Here is a 23,172-nt window from a genome sequence, read left to right as displayed (position 1 = left end):
TATGAAAAAACTTGAACAACTCGTTGATCTCCATCAGGCCGACACCCGGCCAGTAGACACCGCCAGCATCCAGAATCTTGAGCAGAAACTGGGGTTCGCACTGTCTGACGAGTACAAGCGCTACCTGTCGACTTTTGGAGTCATTGTCTTTGACGCCTACGAAACGTATGGCTTAGGCGTGCCTGACGACTATTACCTGAATGTCTTTGTCGCATTCTCGGACCTGGGCCGTGACCCGACGTACCCGAAAAATACTGTGCCACTGTTGGAGATTGGTGATGGTCAATACTATCTGTACGACAACCAGGCACGGAAAGTTCTGATTTGGGCTACACCGAATGGCGGCATTGGTCGTGTATTGGAGGAGGGCCTGGAGGACTTTTTAATCAAGCAGGTTTTCGTCGGCTAGCTGAAGGTAGTTTGAACAAATAGGACTCTGTCTCGTTCATCCTATTAGGTCGCGTAAGTTGTGTGGGGCGAGTGTCAGGCTCCCCCCAACTTGGGCCTAAAACCAATAGCCGAGGCAGAACAATCGCAAAATTTTGCAATGTGAACTATCGATTAGTGCTCTTTCCCTGCAAGTCACTTTCGACGGTGTTTACGATGCAAACCAAGGGTGATGCAACTTGAACCAGCCAACGCACGCAACGAAAAGTTTTGATGTGCTTATTAATCTTCATCAAGGAGATAGCGCAAAGGCGCTCTCTGCCAACGAGCTTGTCCAGCGCCGGCACTACGAACTTCTCCGAAACCAAGTGAACGAACACCTCGCCACTTTGAAACCCGCAGAGTCACTCAAGCAGGACTACCCATACGGTAGTGGTTGGACGCAGTTCCTTGATGGTTCCCGAGGCGCAGGCAAGTCAACTTTTTTGAGTTCAGTACAGGCTGCCATGAAGGCGGATGTTGACCTGAAAAGTCAGATGGCATTCATCGCTCTGATAGATCCAAGTCGCATCGAGCATAGCGAGATCATCCTTCTCGTCATTCTGCAGCACCTCAACAAGCGGGTTGAGGAAGCCCTTAAGGAACTGCGCCAAATGCATAATGAACAGCTTCGGGACGAATGGCGCCGAGCGTTCAAGGGAGTTGCTGGCGGCCTCAGCTTATTCGCAAAGGAATACCACCCGCTCAACGATCTGGATCCTGAGCTTTTCCTCGACTGGGGCCTGGAGCGTACGAGCGACAGCACTAGCTTGAGAACAAAGTTGCACCATCTATTCGAGACTGCGTGTCGCATCCTCGGTGTGCAAGGGCTGATGCTTGGTTTCGACGATGCTGACACAGATTCCTCGCATGCAATTAACCTGCTGGAGTGCATCCGAAAATACCTAGATACCCCCCGTGTAATGGTGTTGGTGACGGGGGACATGGAGCTCTATTCGCTCCTCGTGCGTCAACACTTCGCAACAACGGTCGCAGGCAGACCAGAGGCAGCTCTAGACCTTCAGCGCAGTTCAAGGCAAGGCGACCGCTCGGGCCAATATCTACGCATGATTGATCATATGGAAGAGCAGTACTTGCTCAAACTCTTCCCGATACGGAGGAGGATGCAGTTGAAGCCATTGTGGAATATCAAGCTTCTTGATAATTGCCACGCTACCTATCCTGCTTGGGGCCAGAACGAGATATTGGTGGAGGATGTAGTCCAAGCAATAGTGCAGCGTGGTCTGCGTGTTAAAGCCAGCTCTGACGTATCGGTATATACCGAATTTCTGCTCAAGCAACCTCTGCGTTCGGTTTTACAAGTGCTGTCCAGTTGCGCACCGCATCTGCAGGTATCGCCTTCTGTCGACTTGAAGTCAGGTGTTTGGTCATCTGATCTGACCAGTGAACTCAGCCACTCCTTACAGGCCCTAGCGCTGACAAGCCTCTATAAGTTTTCCGTTGATACTGATGCGATTGCCGCAAAAGAGTTGCCAGCTTTAACGCTGGCCGTTTTCGACCTCTCACTAGAGGACGGAGACATTGATACTGCTCCATATCTCCGACCAATGTCGGCAGAACAGGACATCAAGGCTTGTTTTGCTGCATTGGCAGCGGAGGTACCAAATTTCTGCGCCGGCAAGCCGGGAACGGCTCTTCGGTATCTTTTGCGTGGCCCCGGCAGTGTGTCGCTCTTCAACCTTGCCAACTCTCATCTCAGCGATAAGGATTCAACGTCTTCATTGAGTCGCGTGCACCAATTCAAGTCTTACATGGGGATCGGCCGCAGAGAAGACAGCCTAGACTGGGCTCGGCGAGCGACAGCAGTCATCGCAATGCCCTACAGCGTGAACTACAAACCTCGTGTCGTTTTGCCCGGAATCGTGGGGCTGCGTCGAGGTACGAAAGGGAGAAAGGGCGAGCTGATAGCTCGGGCCGTGATCCAACGTGCTGTTGATAATAAAGCGATTCCGCATCTGCCCGTGTTTGCGCTAAGTATGGTCAATGTAGTGAGCGCTACAAATCCCCGTACCTATGGGTCCATCTTCACACTAATTGGGCTCATCGAGAAATTGCTATCCGCAGATAACCAAGGTGATCTGGAAGCCCGTAGGGTCTTTGATCGGGCTTATCCGTCTTTAACCGTTTCTGGTCCAAGTTGGTCGCGCCAAGGCGATGTTACACCGGAAGATGAGGACGGCGAAGATAAGCAACGCGCACTGGCTGAGTCGAATGAGTGGGCTAAACAAGAAGCACTATGGACGAGCATTAATACTTGGCTCGAAAGCGTGCGCGATTTGTTTAAGAAGACTGTGCCGTCAGGCATTTTTCTAGGCAAGGTCTGGACACGACTCTTCTTCAGCCTGCAGAACGCGGCCGAGGATCTGAAGCCCAGTGCTAAATTCGACACGGCGATGGAGATTTTTTCACTCTGCGTCATTAACGCATTCTTGGTCGAGGAGGCTGAGCACCACCTGCTTGACACTCCAGATGTGTCGAAGACTATTTCGAAGATCGACAGGAACAACCCTCGAACTTCGGCTGGCTGGTTTGTCGACAAGCTGAACTCAGCGAAACCTCAAAGAAATGATTTCCCATTTACGGCAATTATGGCGACATGCCCCTTGCTTTTGGGACTTCTGGACTCAGAACTGGATTATGCCCAAGCGTTGAAACCGTTGTTTCCTGATGACATGAATGAAGCTGCGATCAAGGGGTTGTTATGCCCGATAGACCTCAAGGAGCTCATGCAGAAAGTTTCCGTAACGGGTGAGTCGCGGTCCCGACAAACTGTATCTCGTGGTGCTGGTGAGGCCTCCCAAGAATGAGTGCCCAGGCCGCATCCGTCGGTTCACTCCTCTCGACGCTACTGCTGTCGGACTACCGGGTCCTGCGTCTCTCTTGGGAGACGCCCTTCACCCAGCAGTTGGAATGGTCTAAGTTGCGGGAGCCCGTCTATCTTGCGTACCAGCCTTGGGCTGCACGCTTTCCGGATCATGTGTTCGATTCGGCATGGCGCTTCCTGGCAGGGCAGCAGCCTGAAAATGGCGTCCTAATCAATGCGCTCAAGGCCCTGGTCGATGAGTTCCTGAGCCTGCGGCATGGCGAGTTGCGTATCCATCGCGATCTATTTGGCTCCTGGCAGCAAGGCGTTGCCAGCAGGCTTTCTTCGCTCCCAATCCAAGGTGCAGCTGATGTAATACTTCGCGCGGGGGAGTGCAACTCGGACCGTTCGTTTCGTTTGCGGCTCGACTCATTCAATCGAGAGATAGCCCCTTGGAGACGCCAAGTTGTACCCTTGCTTCGACCAGAGGAGGCTCCGGTCGCAGACTATATTGAGCGGGAAGGTTTGCACGAATCACACCTACATCTGAATGGCAGCACGCATGCCGAGATCTGCTGGCTGCGTGCAATCCGTGACTCGCGCGCGGAAACTCGGGATTTTGTGAGCGCCTGGACCCGCGAGAAGAGCGGAGGCCGTATTCGCGAGCTGGTTGGACAGACGAACCCCGAACTGACTCCTCAGGTCTTTCACCAGCATCTGCAGACTGCAGGCCGGCTTCGTTCTTGGCTCATCGGCTCTACAAATGGCCAGCTCGCGCCGAACGCACTACTGCCATCGTCGTGTCAAAGTTTGTATAGCGCAGGCAACGACGAGTGGTCTGAAGGGTTAAGCGTGCCTGCTCCGTCGTGGCGTGACGAACCCGATGTTGAAGAAGAGTTCACATGGATGGCAGCGCTCGTTGCCAGACTTCGGCAGCACCCGAGCGTCCCACTTTCTCGGATGTTTCATACATACCTGCTGCTGCTGAATCAATACTATCGATTGCTCGTTCAGAGTGAGGCGCAGTATGGGTTCGACCAGTTTCAGAAGTTCACTCTGACGGAGCTTCGTGAGCCGTCGGAACGGGAGTTTCGAGCGCGCTTTCATGCCATGCACGGGCCTCGATTAGCACGTAGCACTGTCGGATATCTGGAGGGACGCTTCGCCCCCAAAGTCGATCCTTTAAAAGCTTGCCGATTGTTCCAGGCAATACTGGGCGGCTACCTCAATTATCTAAACGATGCTACTGCTGCTGGCAGATTGTCCATCAAACCACCTCGCTCTCTCTCTGCCTTGTTGAGCGAGCTAGACCGCTATTTTGAGCGACCGACTTTTCCTCATCGAAGCGTTCATCGACTGGCACTGGTCGCACATTTTATCAAGCTAGACTGGTTGCCTAATCAAAAGGGCAAGTCCGGCCCATATAGGCACTACCCACTCGACATGCAGCTACGTCGAACTACTAATGTGCTGCTCTCAGTACTTGCCCGCTGGCCTCGACTAAGGACATGGGTACGGGGCATCGATGCCGCCGCAAATGAGTTACACGCGCCCCCAGACGTTTTCGCCCCTGTTTTCCGTGTCTGCCGTCGAGCCGGTTTGGATCGACGCACCTATCACGCAGGTGAAGACTTCCGGCACCTTCTGTCGGGTATAGCTACCATGTGGGATGCACTGGTACTACTGGATCTGCGCAACGGCGACCGTATTGGACATGGAACAGCCATGGGGATCCGCCCAAGCCTGTGGCTTGATCGTATGCCAGGTAAAATCACCCTGCCTCGAGGTGAGTGGTTGCTGAGTGTGCTCGCCGCGTGGCAATTGTTGCGGGATGTGCCAGAGATGCAAGCCTGCGTCCACCGCCTTCATCGCGAACTGGAGTTGGTTGCTCACCAAATTTTCGGACGTTCGCTGGTAGCGTGCGACATCGAACGGGCGATGGCGCTTCGCGGTTTGAGTCGCCTTGACCTGATGCGCCAGCTAATCGGTGACGAAAGCTCGGAGCACGAACCGCTGAGCGACCTCTGGCGCGAGGAAGCTTTGAGGGTCAGGTCGGCATGCCAGAACCAGCCTCAGGCAGTGGGACTGCTCTGGGAATGGTTGAACGACGCAGGGGTTCACAAACGTGCAGGCGAATTGACCGAGAAAGAGGCTGACTTCATGGATGCCCAAGGTTACCTCCGACTGCAGCAAGCGCTAATGCAACAGATTGCCGATCGGGGGGTCCTCATTGAGACACTGCCGTCTAGTAACGTCCGGATCAGTCAGTACCATCATATCGGCGAGCATCACTCTCTACGCTGGATGCGGGTCCCCGGCCACGTTGAGGATGGAGATCCGGACATTAAGGTGTGCCTCGGTTCCGACGATCCAGGGATCTTCGCGAGCGATCTCGAAACCGAGTTCTATCTACTGTACGCCACACTTCGGCGAGCCGGTCTCGGCGATTCTGAGTCGTTACATCGCCTGAGCGTATTAAACGAACGTGGCAGAATTTATCGCTTCCACCATCCCTTGCTGTCGTGAGAGGGCGAATCGTCGCTTCAGACAACAAAATCTACCAGCGACAGATTGTGCTCTGAAGACTCATTAATCGCTCATGGAATCCAAGTATCAGAAACTTCGTGATTCCAGGATGATTTCAAAATGCTATATGATCGAATTCTGGAGAGTAGATTACCAATGAGGGTTACATGAGCTATAGCGCCGAGATTAGCCGTACCAGTCCTACTGCATTTCTGTTCCTGGTTGACCAGTCCGGGTCAATGCAAGACACCATGACAAATGGGAAGTCGAAAGCCCAGTTCGTTGCGGATGTTCTAAATCGTACTTTTGCCACGTTGATTACCCGCTGCACAAAGTCCGAAGGTACTCGTGATTATTTCGAGGTTGGTGTCTTGGGCTACTCCGGTGCTACTGCTGAGAACGGCTTGTCGGGGGCGCTTTCGGGGACGGTTCTGAATCCGATTTCTCAGATTGAAGCTCATCCTTTGCGCGTTGAAGACCGGGTCAAGCGGGTTGATGACGGAGCAGGCGGCTTGGTAGACCAGTCCATCAAGTTTCCGGTGTGGTTCGAGCCCAAAGCCGGAGGCGGCACCCCTATGTGCAATGCAATCACAACCGCCGCGGAGCAGTTGGTTGCATGGTGTGATGCCCATCCGGACAGCTACCCTCCAACCGTTTTGCATGTTACGGATGGTGAATCGACTGATGGGGATCCCGAGGGGCTTGCTCAGCAACTCCAACAAATCAGCACCAGCGATGGAAGCGTTCTGTTGTTCAACCTGCACGTGAGTACTAGAGGGGGAGATCCGGTTAAATTTCCTTCCTCTGACGCGGGCTTGAGCGATAACTACGCAAAATTGTTGTTCCGTATGTCCAGCCCCCTGCCTATGCATCTTCATAAAGTTGCAGAAGAGAAGGGTATTCACGCAACCATGGAATCTCGGGGTTTCGTTTTTAACGGTGATATCGCCGAAATTGTCGACTTCTTCGATATCGGTACTCGGGCAGCTCAGTTGCGCTGACCATGACATTCCGAATCCTCTTTGACGGGACGGTCGCCAAGCACCTCGATGCGCCAGATGATAACGAGGACGCTTACCGTATTGCTCAGGGAAGGGGGCGTGTGGTGCTATCAGATGGCGCCTCGGAGTCCTTCGATGCGAGTAGCTGGGCGAACTTGGTGGTGGATCAATTTCTAGGCTCTGATCCGTCGGACGAACAACTTGGTTTGTGTATTCAGGCATATGGGCTGCTTCACGACCCTCAAACTTTATCTTGGTCTAAAGCAGCTGCTTACGAGCGTGGCAGCTTCGCCACGTTGGTGATTGCACAGAATGATCACGATCGCAAAACGGTAACAGTGACGACCTTAGGGGATAGCCTTGTCGCTTGGTGCAATGAAAATGGTGAAATTGAAACCGTCCCATACGTACGTGCTGATCAGTTCACTGATAAGCCTACTCTTTTAGCTACTCGCAGTGCACTGAATGTAGAAGTGGCTATCGGCGACCAAGGGCCTTGGAGTCAAAGGGAGTGGAATTACGACCAGCAGGAATCATGTTGGCTTCTTTGCATGACCGATGCGCTGGGAGCTTGGCTACTGCATCGTCAAGAGCAGGGCTATTCGGATGCTTTTGAGCGGCTTTGTGGAATCAGGGATCAACAGGCTTTTCTTGAGCTGGTAGAGGAAGAGCGAGCCTCCGGCGCAATGCGCAGAGATGACACCACCTTGATTATCGTTAATCCCAACAGTTTGACGTAAACCATGGCATACCCAACCTTAGAACAATACAACGAGGCCTTGCAGTCCCCGCAGTTAGTACTGCAAGACGCTGAGTTGAAACATGGCCGATTGAAAACCTCCGGATTGGGTCTGCCCTTGGCTTTGTGCGGCGGATTTGCGTTGACTTATATCGTGGATTCAGCGGGCAAGAGGTTTGCACTTCGTTGTTTCCACAAGGAGTCAAGAGAGCTGGAGCAGCGCTATAAAGCGATCTCCGCGCGAATCAAGCAATTGGCCAGTCCTTATTTTTTGCCCTTCGATTTCATCCCGAATGGAATTCGCATACAAGGATCGACGTATCCCATAGTCAAGATGGCATGGGCGCAAGGGCGTACTCTGGCTGAGTTCCTAGAAGGCGAGCATCAAAACACTCAAGCACTCCAACGCTTACGACAAGCTCTCGCCAAGCTGGCTGGGTTTCTTGAGCAGAACCAGATCGCTCATGGTGACATCCAGCCCGAAAACGTCATGGTCAGCGCAGACGGCGGCACCGTGCAGCTAATTGACTACGACGGAATGTTCGTAGAAGGGTTTCAGGGGGCTGCTGCTACCGAATTGGGGCAAGTCAACTTTCAGCATCCAAAGCGAACGGCTAAAGATTTCAATCAGAAACTCGACCGCTTCTCGTTCCTCACGTTGGATGTTGCCCTTCAGGCGCTTACAGTTTCCCCTTCGCTGTGGGGTGTATCTCGTTCAGAACCTAGCGCTGTAGTGTTTCGGCGAAATGACTTTCTCGATCCAGGCTCTTCAATCATTTTTGGTGAGGTTCTAAAGCTCCCTAGCGTGGCAAGTCACGCTAAAAATCTCGCTAGAGTGGTCGTAGGAGAATTTCAAAACGTTCCGACGCTTGCGGATTTTCTTCAGGACAAAGGAGTCGTCGGCGGGGCGATTACATTCCAGCAAAAGGCCGCTCCATTCGCTATTGGATATCAAGGTGCTTACCTAGTCTGCGACGCAACAAAATATGCTCAGGTGCTTGCCCAGGTAGGTAGCCGCATCGAACTTATTGGACAGATTCACTCTGTTCGTACTGGGTGGGGAGCTAATAAAAAACCGTATGTTTTTGTGAACTTTTCCGACTGGCGTGGGCAAGCTGTCAAGCTAGCCATTTGGTCTGATGGGATGAAAGCAGTCGGATCGAATGTACCCGATAAATCATGGGTGGGACGCTGGCTGTCAGTAACAGGGTTGGTTGACCCTCCTTACAAAGGACAGGCCAAAGCGGTTAGTTACACGCATCTTTCTCTAACGATTACAGCAACTGGGCAGATACAACAGTTGCCTGAGCAGGAAGCGAAATTCCGACTTCGTAGCTTTGGCCTTTCGCCCGTGGTCAATTCCACCCCGAGTCGAAACGCTGACGTACTTTCGAGTATGGGGAAGGTGCGGGTTGCTTCAGTTATTCCTATTCAGAGCCCGCCTCCGAATGTGCCCTCCCCGAAAAGCTCGAACCAGCAACTACTTGAAAAGATGCAAGCTCAGGCGTCTCAGGCCGCTCGTCAGGCGACAAGCGTTCCTCAAGCGTCTACTCAATGGCAAAACTCTCCTGCGCCGAGGCCAGTAAGTACTCCAAAACGATCTTCAGGAATAGATTGGGTTGGCTGGTTGTTCATTATAATCATGGGGCTTGGCTTATTACGAGCATGCGTAAAATAGACCAAACTTTAGCTTAACTTGGTTAGCGGATGCTTATTGCCATTTTCTGCGGACTGTTACCGTTCGAAAGCGCCCCGTTACGGCTAATACTAAATATTGATTGGCTAGCGTATCGTTACAACTTTCAAACCTCGGGTTGTTTGAAATGCCGAGACGGACAGGCTCCCAGAGGCAGCTTGTAAAATGTGGTCACTCCACCAGTTCATCATGGGCCGTCTGCGCTCAATGTAATCCGCTCGGTTGTAGGCGCTGCGCACCTCGTCTTTGTCGACGTGGGCAAGTGCTACTTCGATCAATTCGGGATTCCAGTCGCCATGTTCATTGAGAATGGTACTGGCCATTGAGCGCATGCCATGACTAACCAGGCGCCCTTCGAAACCCATTCGCTTCAGCGCCATGTTGGCGGTCTGGCTGTTGCAGTGGGTGCGAGGATTCCGGTCAGCAGGAAACACATAGTCCCTGTTTCCACTGTAAGGCTTGATAGCCTCTAGCAGTGCCAGAGCCTGCTCCGTAAGCGGGATGAAGTGTGTGCGACGTTTCTTCATGCGCTCCGCTGGGATCGTCCAGATCTTCCTCTCGAAGTCGATGTCAGCCCAGCGGGTGGTGGCAGCCTCTGCTGGTCGGGTCATAGTGTGGAGCTGCCATTCGATTAGGCAGCGCGTAGTTCTTTTAATACTGGCATTAGCAATTGCCACCATGAGCTCGTTCAGCTCATCGGGAGGCAGTGCCGCCATATTTTTCTTTTTTGGTTTCTTAAAGACCGAGCGAATCCCGCTAAGTGGATTGGCATGGATGAGCCCGTAATTCACCCCGTAAGTCATGATTTCGTTGAGGCGCTGGGTCAGCCGTTTAACAGTCTCTAAACTACCTTTGGTCTCAAGAGGTCTGAGCAGATTGATAACCATGGGAGCAGTGATAGCTGAGATTGGGGTCGGGCCCAGGTCAGGGAAAACATGCAGCGTGAGCGAGCGCCAAATATCCTCAGCATAGGCAGTTGTCACTGAGTCTTTCTTTAGTTCAAACCATGCCGTTGCCACGTTTTGAAACGTGTGTTCTGTCGCGGCTTTTTTCAGCTGGCGATCAGTCTCGCGCTGCTCTTTCGGATCTAGTCCCTGGGCGACAAGTTCCCTGGCTTCAACAGTCCGTTTTCGCGCTTGGGCCAGGCTCACTTCGGGGAATGTGCCTAGTCCCATGTTGATCCGTTTTTTGGTTACGGGATGGATATAGTTGAAATTCCACAGTTTGGAGCCATTGTTTCTCAATCGCATTTGAAGGCCGTTGCCATCAGTCAGCGTGTAATCCTTTTCCTTAGGCTTGGCGGCTTTGACTTTAAGGTCTGAGAGGCGCGTGGGTTGGGCGCACATGGTGTACTCCAATGCTGTTTGTGTATTCCAAAAATTACCAGCTAGCCGCTTGGAATACCACTTGGAATGCACGTATGGGTAGATTTCTATGGACGCTGACGGATCCTAATGGCCCTGAAACCCACGTATTCACTGGATTTCAGGCACAAAAAAAGACGTCCATGGACGTCTTTAGATGTTGAAGTGGTGGAGCCGGGGGGATTTGAACCCCCGTCCGCCAGTACTCCGCTGTCGGTACTACATGCGTAGCCTTTTCTATTAAGTTAACCCTCAGCGACCCGAAGGGCAGGGTGCTTTGGGCGAGTTGTGTAAGTTTTAGCCGCTTCGTCCACAACGTACTGCACGGCGATTCTGTTCTATATGACAATCACTTTGGGTTTACAGACATCCCCTGGTGATTGCTGGACCCGAAGGTACCAGAAGCTCAGGGCTAAGGCTGCTTACGCAGCGAGAGCGAATTCCTGGCCGTAGTTTTCGTCATTGGCAACTATAAGAAGTTGCAACAGTGGATTTACGAGTTCTGTTACCAACTCGGCATGCACCTAAAGTTTCGCGACCGGCGTCGAATCCTAAACGGCCCCGTGCTTGTAACTCGTTGTTTCTAGTGAGTGACAAGCCTGTGCAGTGTACGCCAAATGGTCACGGAAGGCCAACCCGTAGGTTGGCCCTATCGCTTACTGACCGCCTTTGTCGCTGTTTTGCAGGTCCTGCAGGGCCTTGGAGCTGATCTCGATGCACTTCTTGTCATCGCCCGCCGCATGAGCAGCCTTGGCCTGGGAGACGGCTGTGTCGATTTCGCCGCTTTTGCCGCTGGTGTCGGTGGCGAGCAGGGCTTTGCCGTTGTTGATTTTGTCGAGGTTGATCTGGCACAGGTCTGCGTCATTACCCGCGGCGAACACAGGGGAGGCCAGCATCGCAGCGGTTACAAACAAGCCAGCAAGAGCGGAACGCTTCATGGGGTATCTCCTTGCGCAAAGGGGCTCGACGCTACTGGCGTTGAACGGCTGCCAGCGACATCACTGATGAGCCTCGTTCGTCGAGGCCTATGCAGATGACTACGCCGGCGCGCAGGGGTTCTATTTTTTGCGCGTTTAATGTGCGCGTGCCTTTGTGACTCGATCAACGAGGTACACCAACCCGTGGTAGTCGATGCCGCCGTGCTGGCTCAGGCCGATCTCGCAGGTTCGGCTGGTTGAAATGCCTTCACTGCAAGAATGCACTGCCCTGTTGAGTGAGCGCAGGGCGTGGGCGTTCAGCTCTGGCGTGGTGAAGCCTTTATCTCCGGCAAAGCCGCAGCAGTGGATACCTTCCGGGATGACCACGGTGTTGGCGCAGCGTCGGGCCAGGTCGATCAGTGCCTGGCTTTCGCCCAGGTGTTGGGTGCTGCAGGTGACGTGCACGGCGATTGGCGCTTGCTGGGGTGTGAAGTCGAGGCGATCCATCAGGTGGGTGCGGATAAATCGTACGGGGTCGTACAGGTCCAGGCATGTTTCGCCGGGGTTTTGCACCAAGCGCAAGGTGCATGGGCTGGTGTCGCAGTAGATTGGATCGAGACCGCCACGGCTGGCCTGGAGCAGGGCGCCGATCAGTTCCTGACGCTTGTGATCGGCCTGTTCGGCGTAGCCTTTGGAGGCGAAGGGTTGGCCACAGCACAGGCTTTCGAGGTTCTCGGGGATGACGACTTGGTAACCGGCTTTTTCCAGCAGGCTGCGGGTTTTTTCGTACAGCGACATTTGCTCTTTATCTGCAGCCGACGGGGCCATCGCGCGTGAGACGCAAGCGGCGAGGTAAACCACGCGCGGACGTTCGTCGGTGACTGCGGGGTTGAAGCGAATGGCTTTTTCCGGTTGTGGCATGGCGTTGGTCCACTGCGGGACCTGCCCCTTAGACAGTCTGCTCATCTGCGCCGACAACTTTGCCAGGCGCGGGGCGCCCAATAGCATGCGCGCGCCGTTGGCGACATGCAGGGTGAAGCGCACGCCCTGCAGCGCAGTGGCGAAATGGGTGGCAAGCCATTCGGCAGTTTTCGTACGGTCGGCGTCTCGGCTGCGCAGCTTTTTCATCAGGTCACCGGTATTGATACCTACAGGGCAGCGCTGGGCGCACAACCCGGTGGCGGCGCAGGTATCGATGCCTTGGTACTGGAAAGCGGCTTCGACTTCGGCGGTATCCACGCCCGCGCGTTTCCTGGCCTGGATGTCACGCCAGATCACGATGCGCTGGCGCGGGCTCAAGGTCAGGCCTTTCGACGGGCACACCGGCTCGCAAAATCCGCATTCGATACACTTATCCACAAGCTCGTCGGCGGCCGGCAGGGGCTTGAGGTGCTTGAGGTGGATTTGCGGGTCTTCGCTGAGCACTACATCCGGGTTGAGAATGCCGTTGGGGTCCAGCAGGCGCTTGAGCTGCCACATCAGTTGATAGGCTTCGCGGCCCCATTCCAGCTCGACGAATGGCGCCATGTTGCGGCCGGTGCCGTGCTCGGCCTTCAGCGAGCCGCCGAACTCCACGGCCACTAACTGTGCCACGTCATCCATGAACGCTTGATAACGTGTGATTTCTTCCGCGCTATTGAAGCCTTGGGTAAACACGAAGTGCAGATTGCCCTCCAAGGCGTGTCCGAACAGGATGGCTTCGTCGTAGTGATGTTTGTCGAACAGCGCGATCAGGCGGTTTACCCCGATGGCCAGTTGCTCGACCGGGAAGGTCACGTCTTCGATGATGACGGTGGTGCCGGTCTTGCGCACCGCGCCGACGGCGGGGAAGGTGTCTTTGCGAATGGCCCACAGCCGGGCGTTTTCCACGGGGTCTTCGGTGAAGTCGATCTGTTTTTCAACCGCAAAGCAGGCCAGGGCCTTCATGATCAGCGCCAGTTGCTCACGAAGTAATGAAGGCGATGCTGCGCGGGATTCGATCAATAAGGCGCAGGCCGATTTCGACAGGTGCTGTACGAATGCGGGCATGCCTGGCTTGTTTTGCACCGAGCGCAGGCTGCGTCGGTCCAGCAGTTCCACGGCGGAGACTGGCTGGGTTTTCAGGACGGTTACGGCGTTGCAGCAGGTCTCGACATTCGGGAACACGATCAGCGCCGACGCTTTGTTCGGGTGGTCGACTACCGTGTTGTAGGTCACGGCGCTGATAAAGCCCAGGGTGCCTTCGGAGCCCACCAGCAAGTGGCTGAGGATCTCCAGCGGGTCATCAAAGTCAACCAGGGCGTTGAGTGACAGGCCTGTAGTGTTTTTCAGACGGTATTTATGGCGGATGCGTGCGGCCAATTCGGTATTCGCCCGCGTCTGGCGACCGAGTGTCGCCAGACGCTCAAGCAGCGCGCCGTGTCGATTGCGAAATACCGTAATGCTTGCCGCGTCTTCTGTGTCCAGGCGGCTGCCGTCGGCCAGCACCAGTCGAATGCCAGCGAGGGTGTGATAGGTGTTCTGCGCTGTACCGCAGCACATGCCGCTGGAGTTGTTGGCGACGATGCCGCCGATTTTGCAGGCCTGGATTGACGCCGGGTCCGGCCCGATCTTGCGCCCGAATGGAGCGAGCCAAGCGTTGGCCTGGGCGCCGATTACGCCGGGCTGCAGGCGGATTTGCATGCCCTGCCCACGAATCTCGCGGCCGTTCCAATTGTCGCCCAGAACGATCAGCACCGAATCGCTGATGGCCTGCCCGGACAAACTGGTGCCTGCGGCGCGAAAGGTCACTGGCACGCCATCGCGTTGCGCCCATTGCAGCAGCGCAACCACTTCGTCTTCCGACTCGACGCGGATCACCAACTGTGGGATCAGTCGGTAGAAACTGGCATCGGTGCCGAAGGCGAGGGTCGAAAGAGGGTCGTCGAAACGCCGACTTTTCGGGATCAGATGTGCGATATCGCTCAGGAAAGCAGCAGGCAGACTCATCGCTCCTCCAGAAATAGCGGACACCGCAGACGCTTTACGATGTCGATTCCTATCCTATTACGTACAGATCATCAGCATACCGGTGAACAGGTAAGCGTGCGCTGGCGTGATGGGGGCTTTATTGGGAGGGGTCTGTGGGGGGTTCCACGCGTGGGCCTGTAGCCACGGGAGGTTCCCGAGGCTACCGGTGACAAGGTTAGTCTTCCTTGCCCTTGTTGCGCACGGCGCGATGCAGCTCGCGGTTGGAGTCGCGCTCGCGCTCGGTGTCACGCTTGTCGTATTCTTTCTTGCCCTTGCCCAGCGCGATCTCGCACTTGACCAGGTGCTTGCTCCAGTACCAGGACAGGCAGATGCAAGCGTAGCCTTTCTGTTGCACGGCAGCGGCGAGCTTTTCCAGTTCGCGGGCGTTGAGCAACAGCTTGCGTGTGCGTACCGGGTCGGCAATCACGTGAGTGCTCGCGGTGGTCAGCGGGGTGATATGACTGCCGAGCAGCCACGCCTCGCCATCCTTGAGCAGCACATAGCTGTCGACCAGTTGCAGCTTGCTGGCGCGCAGACTTTTTACTTCCCAGCCGGCCAGGACCAGACCAGCCTCGAAACGATGTTCGATGAAGTAATCGTGTCGCGCCTTTTTATTTTGCGCGATGGTCCCTGTAGGGTGTTTCTTTTGTTTAGCCATAGGGGCGGCATTATAGGGAGTTGCGAGCGAGTCGGCTACGGTCAAGCTGCGTGCTTGAGCGTGTTGAGCGAATCCCGGACAATGCGGGCAGTTCTTTGGTTTTTTTCTCTCGCGGATCTGGCTGTTTTTTTCGCGATGTTTGTCTCAGCAGTGGAAATAACGCTCACATGACGACGCATATTCAACGTTCGGCCCTGCTGCCTTATCCGGCGCAGGCGCTCTATGACCTGGTCAACGACGTGGCGCGTTACCCGGAGTTTCTGCCTTGGTGCTCGACCGCCGAAGTGCTGGAAGGCAGTGACGAGTACATGGTCGCCAGTGTTGGCGTCGCCAAGGGCGGCCTTAGCCAGCACTTTGTCACGCGCAATATTCTGGTACCTGGCAAATCCATCGAAATGAATCTGCAGGAAGGCCCTTTTACACAGTTGCATGGGGTGTGGGTGTTCAAGGCATTGACCGAGAAGGCCTGCAAGATCAGCCTGGATCTGTCCTTTGATTACGCAGGACCGATTGTACGGGCGACGTTGGGGCCATTGTTCAATCAGGCGGCAAATACGTTGGTCGATGCCTTCTGTGAGCGAGCCAAGCAACTGCATGGTTGAGATTGAAGTGGTGTATGCCACTGCCGAGCGTCAGGTGTTACTGGCTGTGAGCGTGCCGGTGGGTACCAGTCTGCGTGCCGCTGTACAGGCGTCTGGAATGGCTGCGCAGTTTCCTGAAGTGGAGCTCGCCGATTGCCCCTTGGGTATTTTCGGCAAGGTGGTGGCGGACGCCGAAACGCGTGCTGTGCAGTCGGGTGACCGCATCGAGCTATATCGCCCACTGCTGGCAGACCCCAAGGAAGTACGCAGGCTGCGAGCGGCCAAGGCTGCGCTGGCCAGGCAGCAAAACAGCTAGGCTTGCCATTTTGCAGGCAAAAAGAAGCCCGGCATGCCGGGCTTTTTATCGAGCGCCGCGTTTTTATTGCGGGCTGGTGTCCAGAGGCTGTGGCGACGGGACTGGAACGGTTTCCACGCCGTCGACGTCTTTCTGGATCTTGTCCAGCAAAGAGCCAGGCTTGGCTGGTACTTCGGACTTGGGCTGTTCGGTTTGCTGCGCGGGAGCCGGCACAGGCGCATTGGCGCTGTCCTTGCCGAGCAGGGCTTCATCACGGCTCACGCCAGGCATGAAGTCACCGGAAAGGCTGACGAGCTGATCATTGCCATTGAAAATGACGCTGACGCGTTCCTGCTGGCGTTCCCCGCCACCCGGTTGAAGGCTGTACAGATAATCCCAGCGATCGGCATGGAAAGTGTCGGTCAGCAGGGGATTACCCATGATAAACCGTACTTGCCGTCGGGTCATTCCGGGGCGTAACTGGTCTATCATGTCCTGCGTGACGACATTGCCCTGCTGGATGTCGATTTTGTAAACCCCGGGGAATGAACAACCGGCGAGTGCGAGCAGTCCCACAAAGGTGAAACTGGTTAGCAAGAGCTTGGTGTTTTGCATCGGTGGGCGACTTCCACTATCTTGGCTGGGACAACGTAAACGCCGATCATACCCGTATTAAGAGAAGCTGCGAAGCAGCATCCGCGAGAAAGCTAACCATGGTTGAAAATAGCGAACTACGCAAAGCCGGTCTCAAAGTGACTCTGCCTCGAGTCAAGATTCTACAAATGCTCGATTCTGCAGAGCAACGCCACATGAGTGCAGAGGATGTTTACAAGGCGCTGATGGAGTCTAACGAGGACGTAGGCCTGGCCACGGTTTACCGTGTGCTGACTCAGTTTGAAGCCGCAGGGCTGGTGGTTCGCCATAATTTCGACGGCGGTCATGCAGTGTTCGAACTGGCTGACGGTGGTCATCACGACCACATGGTTGACCTGGATACCAATGAGGTTATCGAGTTCACCAGTCCGGAAATCGAAGCCCTGCAGCACAAGATTGCTGAGGACCATGGCTTCGATCTGGTTGATCACAATCTCGTGCTCTACATACGTAAGAAAAAGTAAAAATCGCTGCAGATTTCGTTCTGCAAAACGATTGAAGGCGATCCAAGGGTCGCCTTCGTGCTTTCTATAAGGAAGAAAAACCTCAGCTCAAGCTTTGGCCGCCACCACCATTTTTTTCGCGTGAGCCAGAGACTCCTTGGTCAAGTCGATGCCTCCAAGCATCCGCGCCACTTCTTCCACACGCTCTGATTTGTTCAACTTGGACACGGCCGTATGAGTCGCATCACTGCCTCGAACCTTGTGTACAAATAAATGCTGATGACCCTGGGCGGCCACTTGCGGCAAGTGGGTCACGGTCAGCACTTGGCCGCGATCCCCAAGCCGACGCAACAGTTGACCAACAATTTCTGCGGTCGGCCCGCCGATACCCACGTCCACTTCGTCGAACACCAGCGTCGGTACGCGTGAGGTTTGAGCCGTGATGACCTGGATCGCCAGGCTGATGCGTGACAACTCACCACCCGATGCCACTTTTGCCAGTGCCTTGAGCGGCTGCCCTGGGTTGGCGCTGACCAGCAGTTCCACCTGCTCCAGGCCATGGGGCTGCAGTTCGTTGTTGGCATTGGCGCGAAGCTCGATCACGAAGCGGCCGCCCGGCATGCCCAATCGCTGGATCTCTTGTTCCACTGCGCCGGCCAGGCGGGTAGATGCCTGCTGGCGAAGCTCGCTCAGCTCCTTTGCCTTTTCCTGATAATGCCGGGCGAACGAAGCGAGTTCCTCGCCCAGTCGGTCAATGGATTCATCATTGGCGTTCAGGGTCTCGATTTCATCCATCAGTTTCTGTTGCATCGCGGCCACTTCGGTCGGCTGGATGCGATGTTTGCGCGCCAGGGTATAGATAGTGTCCAGGCGTTCTTCGATTTGCTGCAGGCGTGCCGGGTCTGCATCGAAGTGGTCGAGGAAGCGGTTGAGTTCGCCCACGGCTTCCTCTACCTGGATCTGCGCACTGGTGAGCAGGGTAGTGGCTTCGTTTAGCGAACCGGATGCGTTGTTGACGCTGGAAAGCCGATTGAGGCTGGCCGTGAGTGCGTTCAGTACGTTGCCAGAATCACTTTCGCTGCATTGCTCTACCACCTGGCGGCATATGCCCAGCAGGGTTTCGGCGTTGGTGAGGTTCTTGTGTTCCTGTTCCAGCTGTTCCAGTTCGCTTTCGCCAAGACTCAGGCTTTCCAGTTCTTCGAGCTGATAGCTGAGCAACTGATGGCGAGCACGCTGCTCGTCGCCGGAATTGGAAAGGCGCTCCAGCTCCTGACGGGTCTGGCGCCAGCGTTGGGCGGCCAGTTGGACCTGGCGCGCCAGCTCGGTGGCGCCTGCGTATTCGTCGAGCAGACGGCGATGGGTATCGGTTTTCAGCAGCGACTGATGTTCATGCTGACTGTGGATATCGATCAGCAATTCACCCAGGGCCTTCAAGTCGCCGAGGGGGCAGGGCGTGCCATTGATATAGCCGCGCGAACGTCCTTCGGCCGTGATGACCCTGCGCAAAATGCAGGGGCCTTCATGGTTCAGGTCGCGTTCGGCCAGCCAGGTTTCTGCCTCGGGGATGTCCGCCAGGTCGAAGGTCGCCAATATGTCGGCCTTGTCTGCGCCGGGGCGCACCACGCCACTGTCGGCACGGTCGCCGAGCGTCAGGCCCAGGGCGTCGAGCATGATCGACTTGCCGGCGCCGGTTTCGCCTGTGATTACGCTCATCCCGCGATCCAGTTCAAGATCCAGGTGTTCAACGATGGCGTAGTTGTGTACGGACAGGTGCACGAGCATGACGGCCGCTCCCAGGCTTTAGGTCTGGTTATTTATACAGTGTTTTGTTCAGGGCTGACAATCCTCCTGCTTAGCTCGATTTGCTTGGTCAATCGTTTTTTTTAGCGCAATGGAGAATGAATGCGCAGGACGTGCGCGTGAGTGCACGAAAGACTTTTGGTAACGACCGCGCTCTTGAACCTGAAAATTGTGGCCCCATATACCGGAACAGAAGCGCGAGTTGAGTTCGCGCATGATTTTGAAAGGAGAAATCTATGGCTGACGAACAGACGCAGGATACGCAAGCGCCAGACGCCAATTCGGCTGTCGGCGATGAACTGGCGACTCGTGTGCAAGTGCTCGAAGAGCAATTGGTCGCCGCGCAGGACCAGTCTCTGCGTGTTGCCGCCGACCTGCAGAACGTCCGCCGCCGCGCCGAGCAGGATGTGGAAAAGGCTCATAAATTTGCGCTGGAAAAATTCGCCAACGACCTGCTGCCGATCATCGACAGCCTGGAGCGTGGGCTTGAATTGTCCAACCCGGACGACGAAAACATCCGCCCGATGCGCGAAGGTATCGAACTGACCCTGAAAATGTTCCAGGACACCCTGAAGCGTTATCAGTTGGAAGCCATCGATCCGCAAGGCGGCGAGCCGTTCAACGCCGAGCACCACCAGGCCATGGCCATGCAGGAAAGCCACGACCTGGAGCCTAACAGCGTATTGAAGGTGTTCCAGAAGGGTTACCAGCTTAACGGTCGCTTGCTGCGCCCGGCAATGGTGGTGGTTAGCAAGGCGCCTGCACCGGCTGCACCTTCTATTGATGAGCAGGCTTGAAATCCGCCGCAAGGCCCCCATTTATAAGTCAAGCGTTTAAGTGCTACCGCAGATAGCCACCACTGCTGCGGCATCCAAATTCAAGTTTCGGGAGAGTAAATCATGGGCAAAATTATCGGTATCGACCTGGGGACCACCAACTCCTGCGTCTCCGTGCTGGAAAACGGCGTAGCTAAAGTTATCGAGAACGCCGAAGGCGCGCGTACCACGCCGTCGATCATCGCTTACGCCAACGATGGCGAAATTCTGGTGGGTCAGTCGGCCAAGCGTCAGGCTGTGACCAACCCGCACAACACCCTGTACGCGGTCAAGCGCCTGATCGGTCGCAAGTTCGACGAAGAAGTCGTACAGAAAGACATCAAGATGGTGCCGTACAAAATTGCCAAGGCTGACAATGGTGACGCCTGGGTTGAAGTAAACGGCCAGAAAATGTCGCCGCCGCAAATCTCGGCTGAAATCTTGAAGAAGATGAAGAAGACTGCCGAAGATTACCTGGGCGAAACAGTGACCGAAGCGGTGATCACCGTTCCGGCCTACTTCAACGACAGCCAGCGTCAAGCGACCAAAGATGCCGGCCGCATCGCGGGTCTTGACGTTAAACGTATCATCAACGAACCCACCGCAGCTGCTTTGGCTTACGGCATGGACAAGGCCAAGGGCGACCATACCGTGATCGTTTACGACCTGGGTGGCGGTACGTTCGACGTTTCCGTGATTGAGATTGCCGAAGTTGACGGCGAGCACCAGTTCGAAGTGTTGGCCACCAACGGCGACACCTTCCTGGGTGGTGAAGACTTTGACATTCGTCTGATCGACTACCTCGTTGACGAATTCAAGAAAGAAAGCGGTATGAACCTCAAAGGTGACCCGCTGGCCATGCAGCGCCTGAAAGAGGCTGCCGAGAAAGCCAAGATCGAGTTGTCTTCTTCGCAGTCGACCGATGTGAACCTGCCGTACATCACTGCAGACGCTACCGGTCCAAAGCACTTGAACGTGAAAATCTCGCGCTCCAAGCTCGAAGCGCTGGTTGAAGACTTGGTTCAGCGCACCATCGAACCTTGCCGCATCGCGCTGAAAGACTCCGGCATCGATGTGGGCGCGATCAACGACGTCATCCTCGTCGGCGGTCAGACCCGTATGCCGCTGGTGCAGAAGCTGGTGACCGAGTTCTTCGGCAAGGAAGCACGTAAGGACGTGAACCCGGACGAAGCAGTCGCCATGGGTGCTGCCATCCAGGGCGCGGTATTGGCAGGTGACGTTAAAGACGTATTGCTGCTGGACGTCAGCCCGCTGACCCTGGGTATCGAAACCATGGGCGGCGTGATGACCGCGCTGATCGAGAAAAACACCACGATTCCTACCAAGAAATCCCAGGTGTTCTCGACTGCCGATGACAACCAGGGCGCCGTGACCATTCACGTGCTGCAAGGTGAGCGTAAGCAGGCTGCGCAGAACAAGTCCCTGGGCAAGTTCGACCTGGCCGAGATTCCACCAGCACCACGTGGCGTGCCGCAAATCGAAGTGACCTTCGACATCGACGCCAACGGTATCTTGCACGTTGGCGCGAAAGACAAGGCCACCGGCAAAGAGCAGAAGATCACCATCAAGGCCAACTCCGGTCTTTCTGATGAAGAAATTCAACAGATGATTCGTGATGCTGAAACCAACGCCGAAGCGGACAAGAAGTTTGAAGAGCTGGCCGGTGCCCGTAACCAGGGTGACGCGCTGGTTCACTCGACTCGCAAAATGATCGCTGACGCTGGTGACAAAGTGACTGCTGAAGAGAAGGCCGCGATCGAAGCTGCCGTGGTTGCCCTGGAAGCTGCCGTTAAAGGCGACGACAAGGCTGCGATCGAAGCGAAGGTCGAGGAACTGTCGAAAGTCTCCGCGCCGGTTGCTCAGAAAATGTACGCCGAGCAAGGTCAGCCAGCCGAAGGCGCTGCGCAGCAGGCAGAGCCTGAAGCCAAGCACGATGACGTGGTTGATGCCGAGTTCGAAGAAGTCAAAGACCAGAAGTAATAGGTCGCCCGGTTGACCGCTTTCCAGCGGTGACTGGTAGGATGTCGCCGCGCGGGAGCTTGCTCCCGCGTTGGCGTGTCTGGGGTATGCGAATTTTTACAGCATGCGACAGCGTTCGGATGCTGGCGGTGTGATCGGGAATGCTCCTGCTTTCCGAGCAATAAATACCGCGCTTTTGGCCGGTTGCCTGGCTAAAAAGCAGTAACGACCAGGATCGTTGAATTGACGTGAGTTGGGTCCGGGCCTGTATTGGGGCTCAACGAGTTTGGCGAGGCTCAGGAGGGTCTGGCCGAACGTCCTTAAGAGTGCAAAGACTTATGGCAAAGCGTGACTATTACGAAGTGTTGGGTGTGGAGCGTGGCTCCAGCGAGGCGGACCTGAAAAAGGCCTACCGTCGCCTGGCGATGAAGCATCACCCGGACCGTAATCCGGACAGCAAGGAATCCGAAGAGATGTTCAAGGAGGCCAACGAGGCCTATGAATGTCTGTCGGACCCTAACAAGCGTGCAGCGTACGACCAGTACGGTCATGCCGGCGTCGACCCGAGCATGGGCGGCGGCGGTGCCGGCTTTGGTGGGCAGAATTTCTCCGATATTTTCGGTGATGTATTCAGCGACTTCTTTGGCGGTGGCCGGGGTGGTCAGCGCGGTGGCGCCCAGCGTGGCAGCGACTTGCGCTACACCCTTGAGCTGAACCTTGAGGAAGCCGTGCGCGGTACCAGCGTCAATATCCGTGTGCCGACGCTGGTCAACTGCAAGCCGTGCGATGGTTCGGGTGCCAAGAAGGGCTCCTCGCCGATTACCTGTCCGACCTGTGGCGGCATTGGCCAGGTGCGCATGCAGCAGGGTTTCTTCTCGGTGCAGCAGACCTGCCCGCGTTGCCATGGTCAGGGCAAGATCATTTCCGATCCGTGCGATTCCTGCCATGGCGAAGGGCGTGTCGAAGAGTACAAGACCCTTTCCGTGAAAGTGCCGGCCGGTGTGGATACCGGTGACCGTATTCGTCTGTCGGGCGAAGGCGAGGCGGGTGCCCAGGGTGGGCCTACGGGCGACCTGTACGTGGTGATCAGCGTGCGTGAGCACTCGATCTTCCAGCGTGATGGCAAGCACCTGTTTTGTGAGGTGCCGATCAGCTTTGTGGACGCTGCGTTGGGTGGCGAGTTGGAAATTCCGACGCTCGATGGTCGCGTGAAACTCAAGATCCCGGAAGGCACCCAGACCGGCAAGCAGTTCCGTATTCGTGGCAAAGGCGTTGCGCCGGTGCGCGGTGGCGGTGCGGGCGACCTGATGTGCCGTGTTGCGGTAGAAACTCCGGTCAATCTGGGCCGCCGCCAGCGTGAGCTGTTGGAAGAGTTCCGCAGCTCGCTGGAGGGCGACGACTCCCACTCGCCGAAGACCACGGGTTTCTTCGATGGTGTGAAGCGCTTTTTCGGCGATCTGTAAGG

At 55.6% G+C, this 23,172-nt stretch carries 18 protein-coding genes and 1 other RNA gene; 12 read left to right on the top strand and 7 right to left on the bottom strand.

Going from position 1 to position 23,172, the window contains the following annotated elements; translation table 11 throughout:
- The first annotated feature begins 1 nt into the window (after window position 1).
- From H045_RS16965 to H045_RS16940, 6 genes are all read left to right on the top strand, one after another.
- Complete coding sequence (locus H045_RS16965) at window positions 2-409, top strand: SMI1/KNR4 family protein (RefSeq protein WP_015372973.1); 408 nt, start codon at window positions 2-4, stop codon at window positions 407-409.
- A 217-nt stretch (window positions 410-626) separates the two neighbouring features.
- On the top strand, window positions 627-3,254 hold the full coding sequence (locus tag H045_RS25300) for a hypothetical protein (RefSeq protein ID WP_167325119.1): 2,628 nt from the start codon (window positions 627-629) through the stop codon (window positions 3,252-3,254).
- Window positions 3,251-5,776, top strand: a complete 2,526-nt coding sequence (locus H045_RS16955) for an amidohydrolase family protein (protein ID WP_015372972.1) — start codon at window positions 3,251-3,253, stop codon at window positions 5,774-5,776. Before H045_RS25300 ends, H045_RS16955 begins: the two co-directional genes overlap by 4 nt.
- A 167-nt stretch (window positions 5,777-5,943) precedes the next feature.
- Window positions 5,944-6,777 (top strand): vWA domain-containing protein, encoded by an 834-nt coding sequence (locus H045_RS16950; RefSeq protein ID WP_015372971.1) that lies wholly within the window; start codon window positions 5,944-5,946, stop codon window positions 6,775-6,777.
- Window positions 6,778-6,779: 2 nt separating this feature from the next.
- The gene (locus tag H045_RS16945; protein WP_015372970.1) at window positions 6,780-7,517 is read left to right on the top strand and encodes a hypothetical protein; all 738 of its coding nucleotides are present in this window, start codon (window positions 6,780-6,782) and stop codon (window positions 7,515-7,517) included.
- Between the two features lie 3 nt (window positions 7,518-7,520).
- Window positions 7,521-9,194, top strand: coding sequence for a serine/threonine-protein kinase (locus H045_RS16940; RefSeq protein WP_015372969.1), 1,674 nt, complete (start codon window positions 7,521-7,523; stop codon window positions 9,192-9,194).
- A gap of 104 nt (window positions 9,195-9,298) precedes the next feature.
- Here H045_RS16940 and H045_RS16935 read toward each other — a convergent pair whose 3' ends face one another.
- From H045_RS16935 to smpB, 5 genes are all read right to left on the bottom strand, one after another.
- Window positions 9,299-10,558: an integrase domain-containing protein gene (locus H045_RS16935; protein WP_015372968.1), complete on the bottom strand. Its 1,260-nt coding sequence runs from the start codon at window positions 10,556-10,558 to the stop codon at window positions 9,299-9,301.
- A gap of 184 nt (window positions 10,559-10,742) precedes the next feature.
- Window positions 10,743-11,139: a transfer-messenger RNA gene (ssrA, locus tag H045_RS24630) on the bottom strand.
- A gap of 93 nt (window positions 11,140-11,232) precedes the next feature.
- Window positions 11,233-11,514 carry a hypothetical protein gene (locus H045_RS16930; protein ID WP_003235077.1) on the bottom strand — a complete coding sequence of 94 codons (282 nt, stop codon included), beginning with the start codon at window positions 11,512-11,514 and terminating at the stop codon, window positions 11,233-11,235.
- 135 nt (window positions 11,515-11,649) lie between these two features.
- Window positions 11,650-14,460: an FAD-binding and (Fe-S)-binding domain-containing protein gene (locus tag H045_RS16925; protein ID WP_015372967.1), complete on the bottom strand. Its 2,811-nt coding sequence runs from the start codon at window positions 14,458-14,460 to the stop codon at window positions 11,650-11,652.
- 196 nt (window positions 14,461-14,656) lie between these two features.
- Window positions 14,657-15,139, bottom strand: coding sequence for an SsrA-binding protein SmpB (smpB, locus tag H045_RS16920; protein ID WP_003235073.1), 483 nt, complete (start codon window positions 15,137-15,139; stop codon window positions 14,657-14,659).
- Window positions 15,140-15,306: 167 nt separating this feature from the next.
- On the opposite strand from smpB, the gene H045_RS16915 reads away from it, so the two are divergent.
- Together H045_RS16915 and H045_RS16910 are read left to right on the top strand one after the other, a co-directional pair.
- On the top strand, window positions 15,307-15,741 hold the full coding sequence (locus H045_RS16915) for a type II toxin-antitoxin system RatA family toxin (RefSeq protein WP_003235071.1): 435 nt from the start codon (window positions 15,307-15,309) through the stop codon (window positions 15,739-15,741).
- Window positions 15,734-16,036 carry an RnfH family protein gene (locus H045_RS16910; protein ID WP_003235069.1) on the top strand — a complete coding sequence of 101 codons (303 nt, stop codon included), beginning with the start codon at window positions 15,734-15,736 and terminating at the stop codon, window positions 16,034-16,036. The genes H045_RS16915 and H045_RS16910 overlap by 8 nt, the downstream gene beginning before the upstream one ends.
- Window positions 16,037-16,099: 63 nt before the next feature.
- Here H045_RS16910 and H045_RS16905 read toward each other — a convergent pair whose 3' ends face one another.
- The gene (locus H045_RS16905; protein ID WP_003235067.1) at window positions 16,100-16,630 is read right to left on the bottom strand and encodes an outer membrane protein assembly factor BamE; all 531 of its coding nucleotides are present in this window, start codon (window positions 16,628-16,630) and stop codon (window positions 16,100-16,102) included.
- 98 nt (window positions 16,631-16,728) lie between these two features.
- Between H045_RS16905 and fur the strand changes: the two genes are divergently transcribed.
- The gene (gene fur, locus H045_RS16900) at window positions 16,729-17,133 is read left to right on the top strand and encodes a ferric iron uptake transcriptional regulator (protein WP_003235066.1); all 405 of its coding nucleotides are present in this window, start codon (window positions 16,729-16,731) and stop codon (window positions 17,131-17,133) included.
- A gap of 87 nt (window positions 17,134-17,220) precedes the next feature.
- Here fur and recN read toward each other — a convergent pair whose 3' ends face one another.
- Window positions 17,221-18,894: a DNA repair protein RecN gene (gene recN / locus H045_RS16895; protein ID WP_015372966.1), complete on the bottom strand. Its 1,674-nt coding sequence runs from the start codon at window positions 18,892-18,894 to the stop codon at window positions 17,221-17,223.
- Window positions 18,895-19,148: 254 nt separating this feature from the next.
- Here recN and grpE point away from each other — a divergent pair, with 254 nt between their 5' ends.
- The 3 genes from grpE (at window position 19,149) to dnaJ (ending at window position 23,170) form a co-directional block, all read left to right on the top strand.
- Window positions 19,149-19,709, top strand: coding sequence for a nucleotide exchange factor GrpE (gene grpE, locus H045_RS16890; RefSeq protein ID WP_003235061.1), 561 nt, complete (start codon window positions 19,149-19,151; stop codon window positions 19,707-19,709).
- A 102-nt stretch (window positions 19,710-19,811) separates the two neighbouring features.
- A complete protein-coding gene (gene dnaK, locus H045_RS16885; protein WP_003235059.1) occupies window positions 19,812-21,728 on the top strand; it encodes a molecular chaperone DnaK in 1,917 nt (638 codons plus the stop codon).
- 317 nt (window positions 21,729-22,045) lie between these two features.
- Window positions 22,046-23,170, top strand: coding sequence for a molecular chaperone DnaJ (gene dnaJ / locus H045_RS16880; RefSeq protein WP_003235057.1), 1,125 nt, complete (start codon window positions 22,046-22,048; stop codon window positions 23,168-23,170).
- Window positions 23,171-23,172: the final 2 nt, after the last annotated feature.

The sequence above is a fragment of the Pseudomonas poae RE*1-1-14 genome, assembly GCF_000336465.1.
GTDB classification, from domain to species: domain Bacteria; phylum Pseudomonadota; class Gammaproteobacteria; order Pseudomonadales; family Pseudomonadaceae; genus Aquipseudomonas; species Aquipseudomonas poae.
The sequence above is the reverse complement of the archived record's forward strand: the minus strand, read 5'-3'. Positions and strand labels throughout refer to the sequence as shown.

Bases quoted from the DNA above. Each gene is read 5' to 3' on its own strand.
- H045_RS16965 (WP_015372973.1), top strand. From the start codon at position 2: ATGAAAAAACTTGAACAACTCGTTGATCTCCATCAGGCCGACACCCGG.
- H045_RS16955 (WP_015372972.1), top strand. From the start codon at position 3,251: ATGAGTGCCCAGGCCGCATCCGTCGGTTCACTCCTCTCGACGCTACTG.
- H045_RS16950 (WP_015372971.1), top strand. From the start codon at position 5,944: ATGAGCTATAGCGCCGAGATTAGCCGTACCAGTCCTACTGCATTTCTG.
- H045_RS16945 (WP_015372970.1), top strand. From the start codon at position 6,780: ATGACATTCCGAATCCTCTTTGACGGGACGGTCGCCAAGCACCTCGAT.
- H045_RS16940 (WP_015372969.1), top strand. From the start codon at position 7,521: ATGGCATACCCAACCTTAGAACAATACAACGAGGCCTTGCAGTCCCCG.
- H045_RS16935 (WP_015372968.1), bottom strand. From the start codon at position 10,558: ATGTGCGCCCAACCCACGCGCCTCTCAGACCTTAAAGTCAAAGCCGCC.
- H045_RS16930 (WP_003235077.1), bottom strand. From the start codon at position 11,514: ATGAAGCGTTCCGCTCTTGCTGGCTTGTTTGTAACCGCTGCGATGCTG.
- H045_RS16925 (WP_015372967.1), bottom strand. From the start codon at position 14,460: ATGAGTCTGCCTGCTGCTTTCCTGAGCGATATCGCACATCTGATCCCG.
- smpB (WP_003235073.1), bottom strand. From the start codon at position 15,139: ATGGCTAAACAAAAGAAACACCCTACAGGGACCATCGCGCAAAATAAA.
- H045_RS16915 (WP_003235071.1), top strand. From the start codon at position 15,307: ATGACGACGCATATTCAACGTTCGGCCCTGCTGCCTTATCCGGCGCAG.
- H045_RS16910 (WP_003235069.1), top strand. From the start codon at position 15,734: ATGGTTGAGATTGAAGTGGTGTATGCCACTGCCGAGCGTCAGGTGTTA.
- H045_RS16905 (WP_003235067.1), bottom strand. From the start codon at position 16,630: ATGCAAAACACCAAGCTCTTGCTAACCAGTTTCACCTTTGTGGGACTG.
- fur (WP_003235066.1), top strand. From the start codon at position 16,729: ATGGTTGAAAATAGCGAACTACGCAAAGCCGGTCTCAAAGTGACTCTG.
- recN (WP_015372966.1), bottom strand. From the start codon at position 18,894: ATGCTCGTGCACCTGTCCGTACACAACTACGCCATCGTTGAACACCTG.
- grpE (WP_003235061.1), top strand. From the start codon at position 19,149: ATGGCTGACGAACAGACGCAGGATACGCAAGCGCCAGACGCCAATTCG.
- dnaK (WP_003235059.1), top strand. From the start codon at position 19,812: ATGGGCAAAATTATCGGTATCGACCTGGGGACCACCAACTCCTGCGTC.
- dnaJ (WP_003235057.1), top strand. From the start codon at position 22,046: ATGGCAAAGCGTGACTATTACGAAGTGTTGGGTGTGGAGCGTGGCTCC.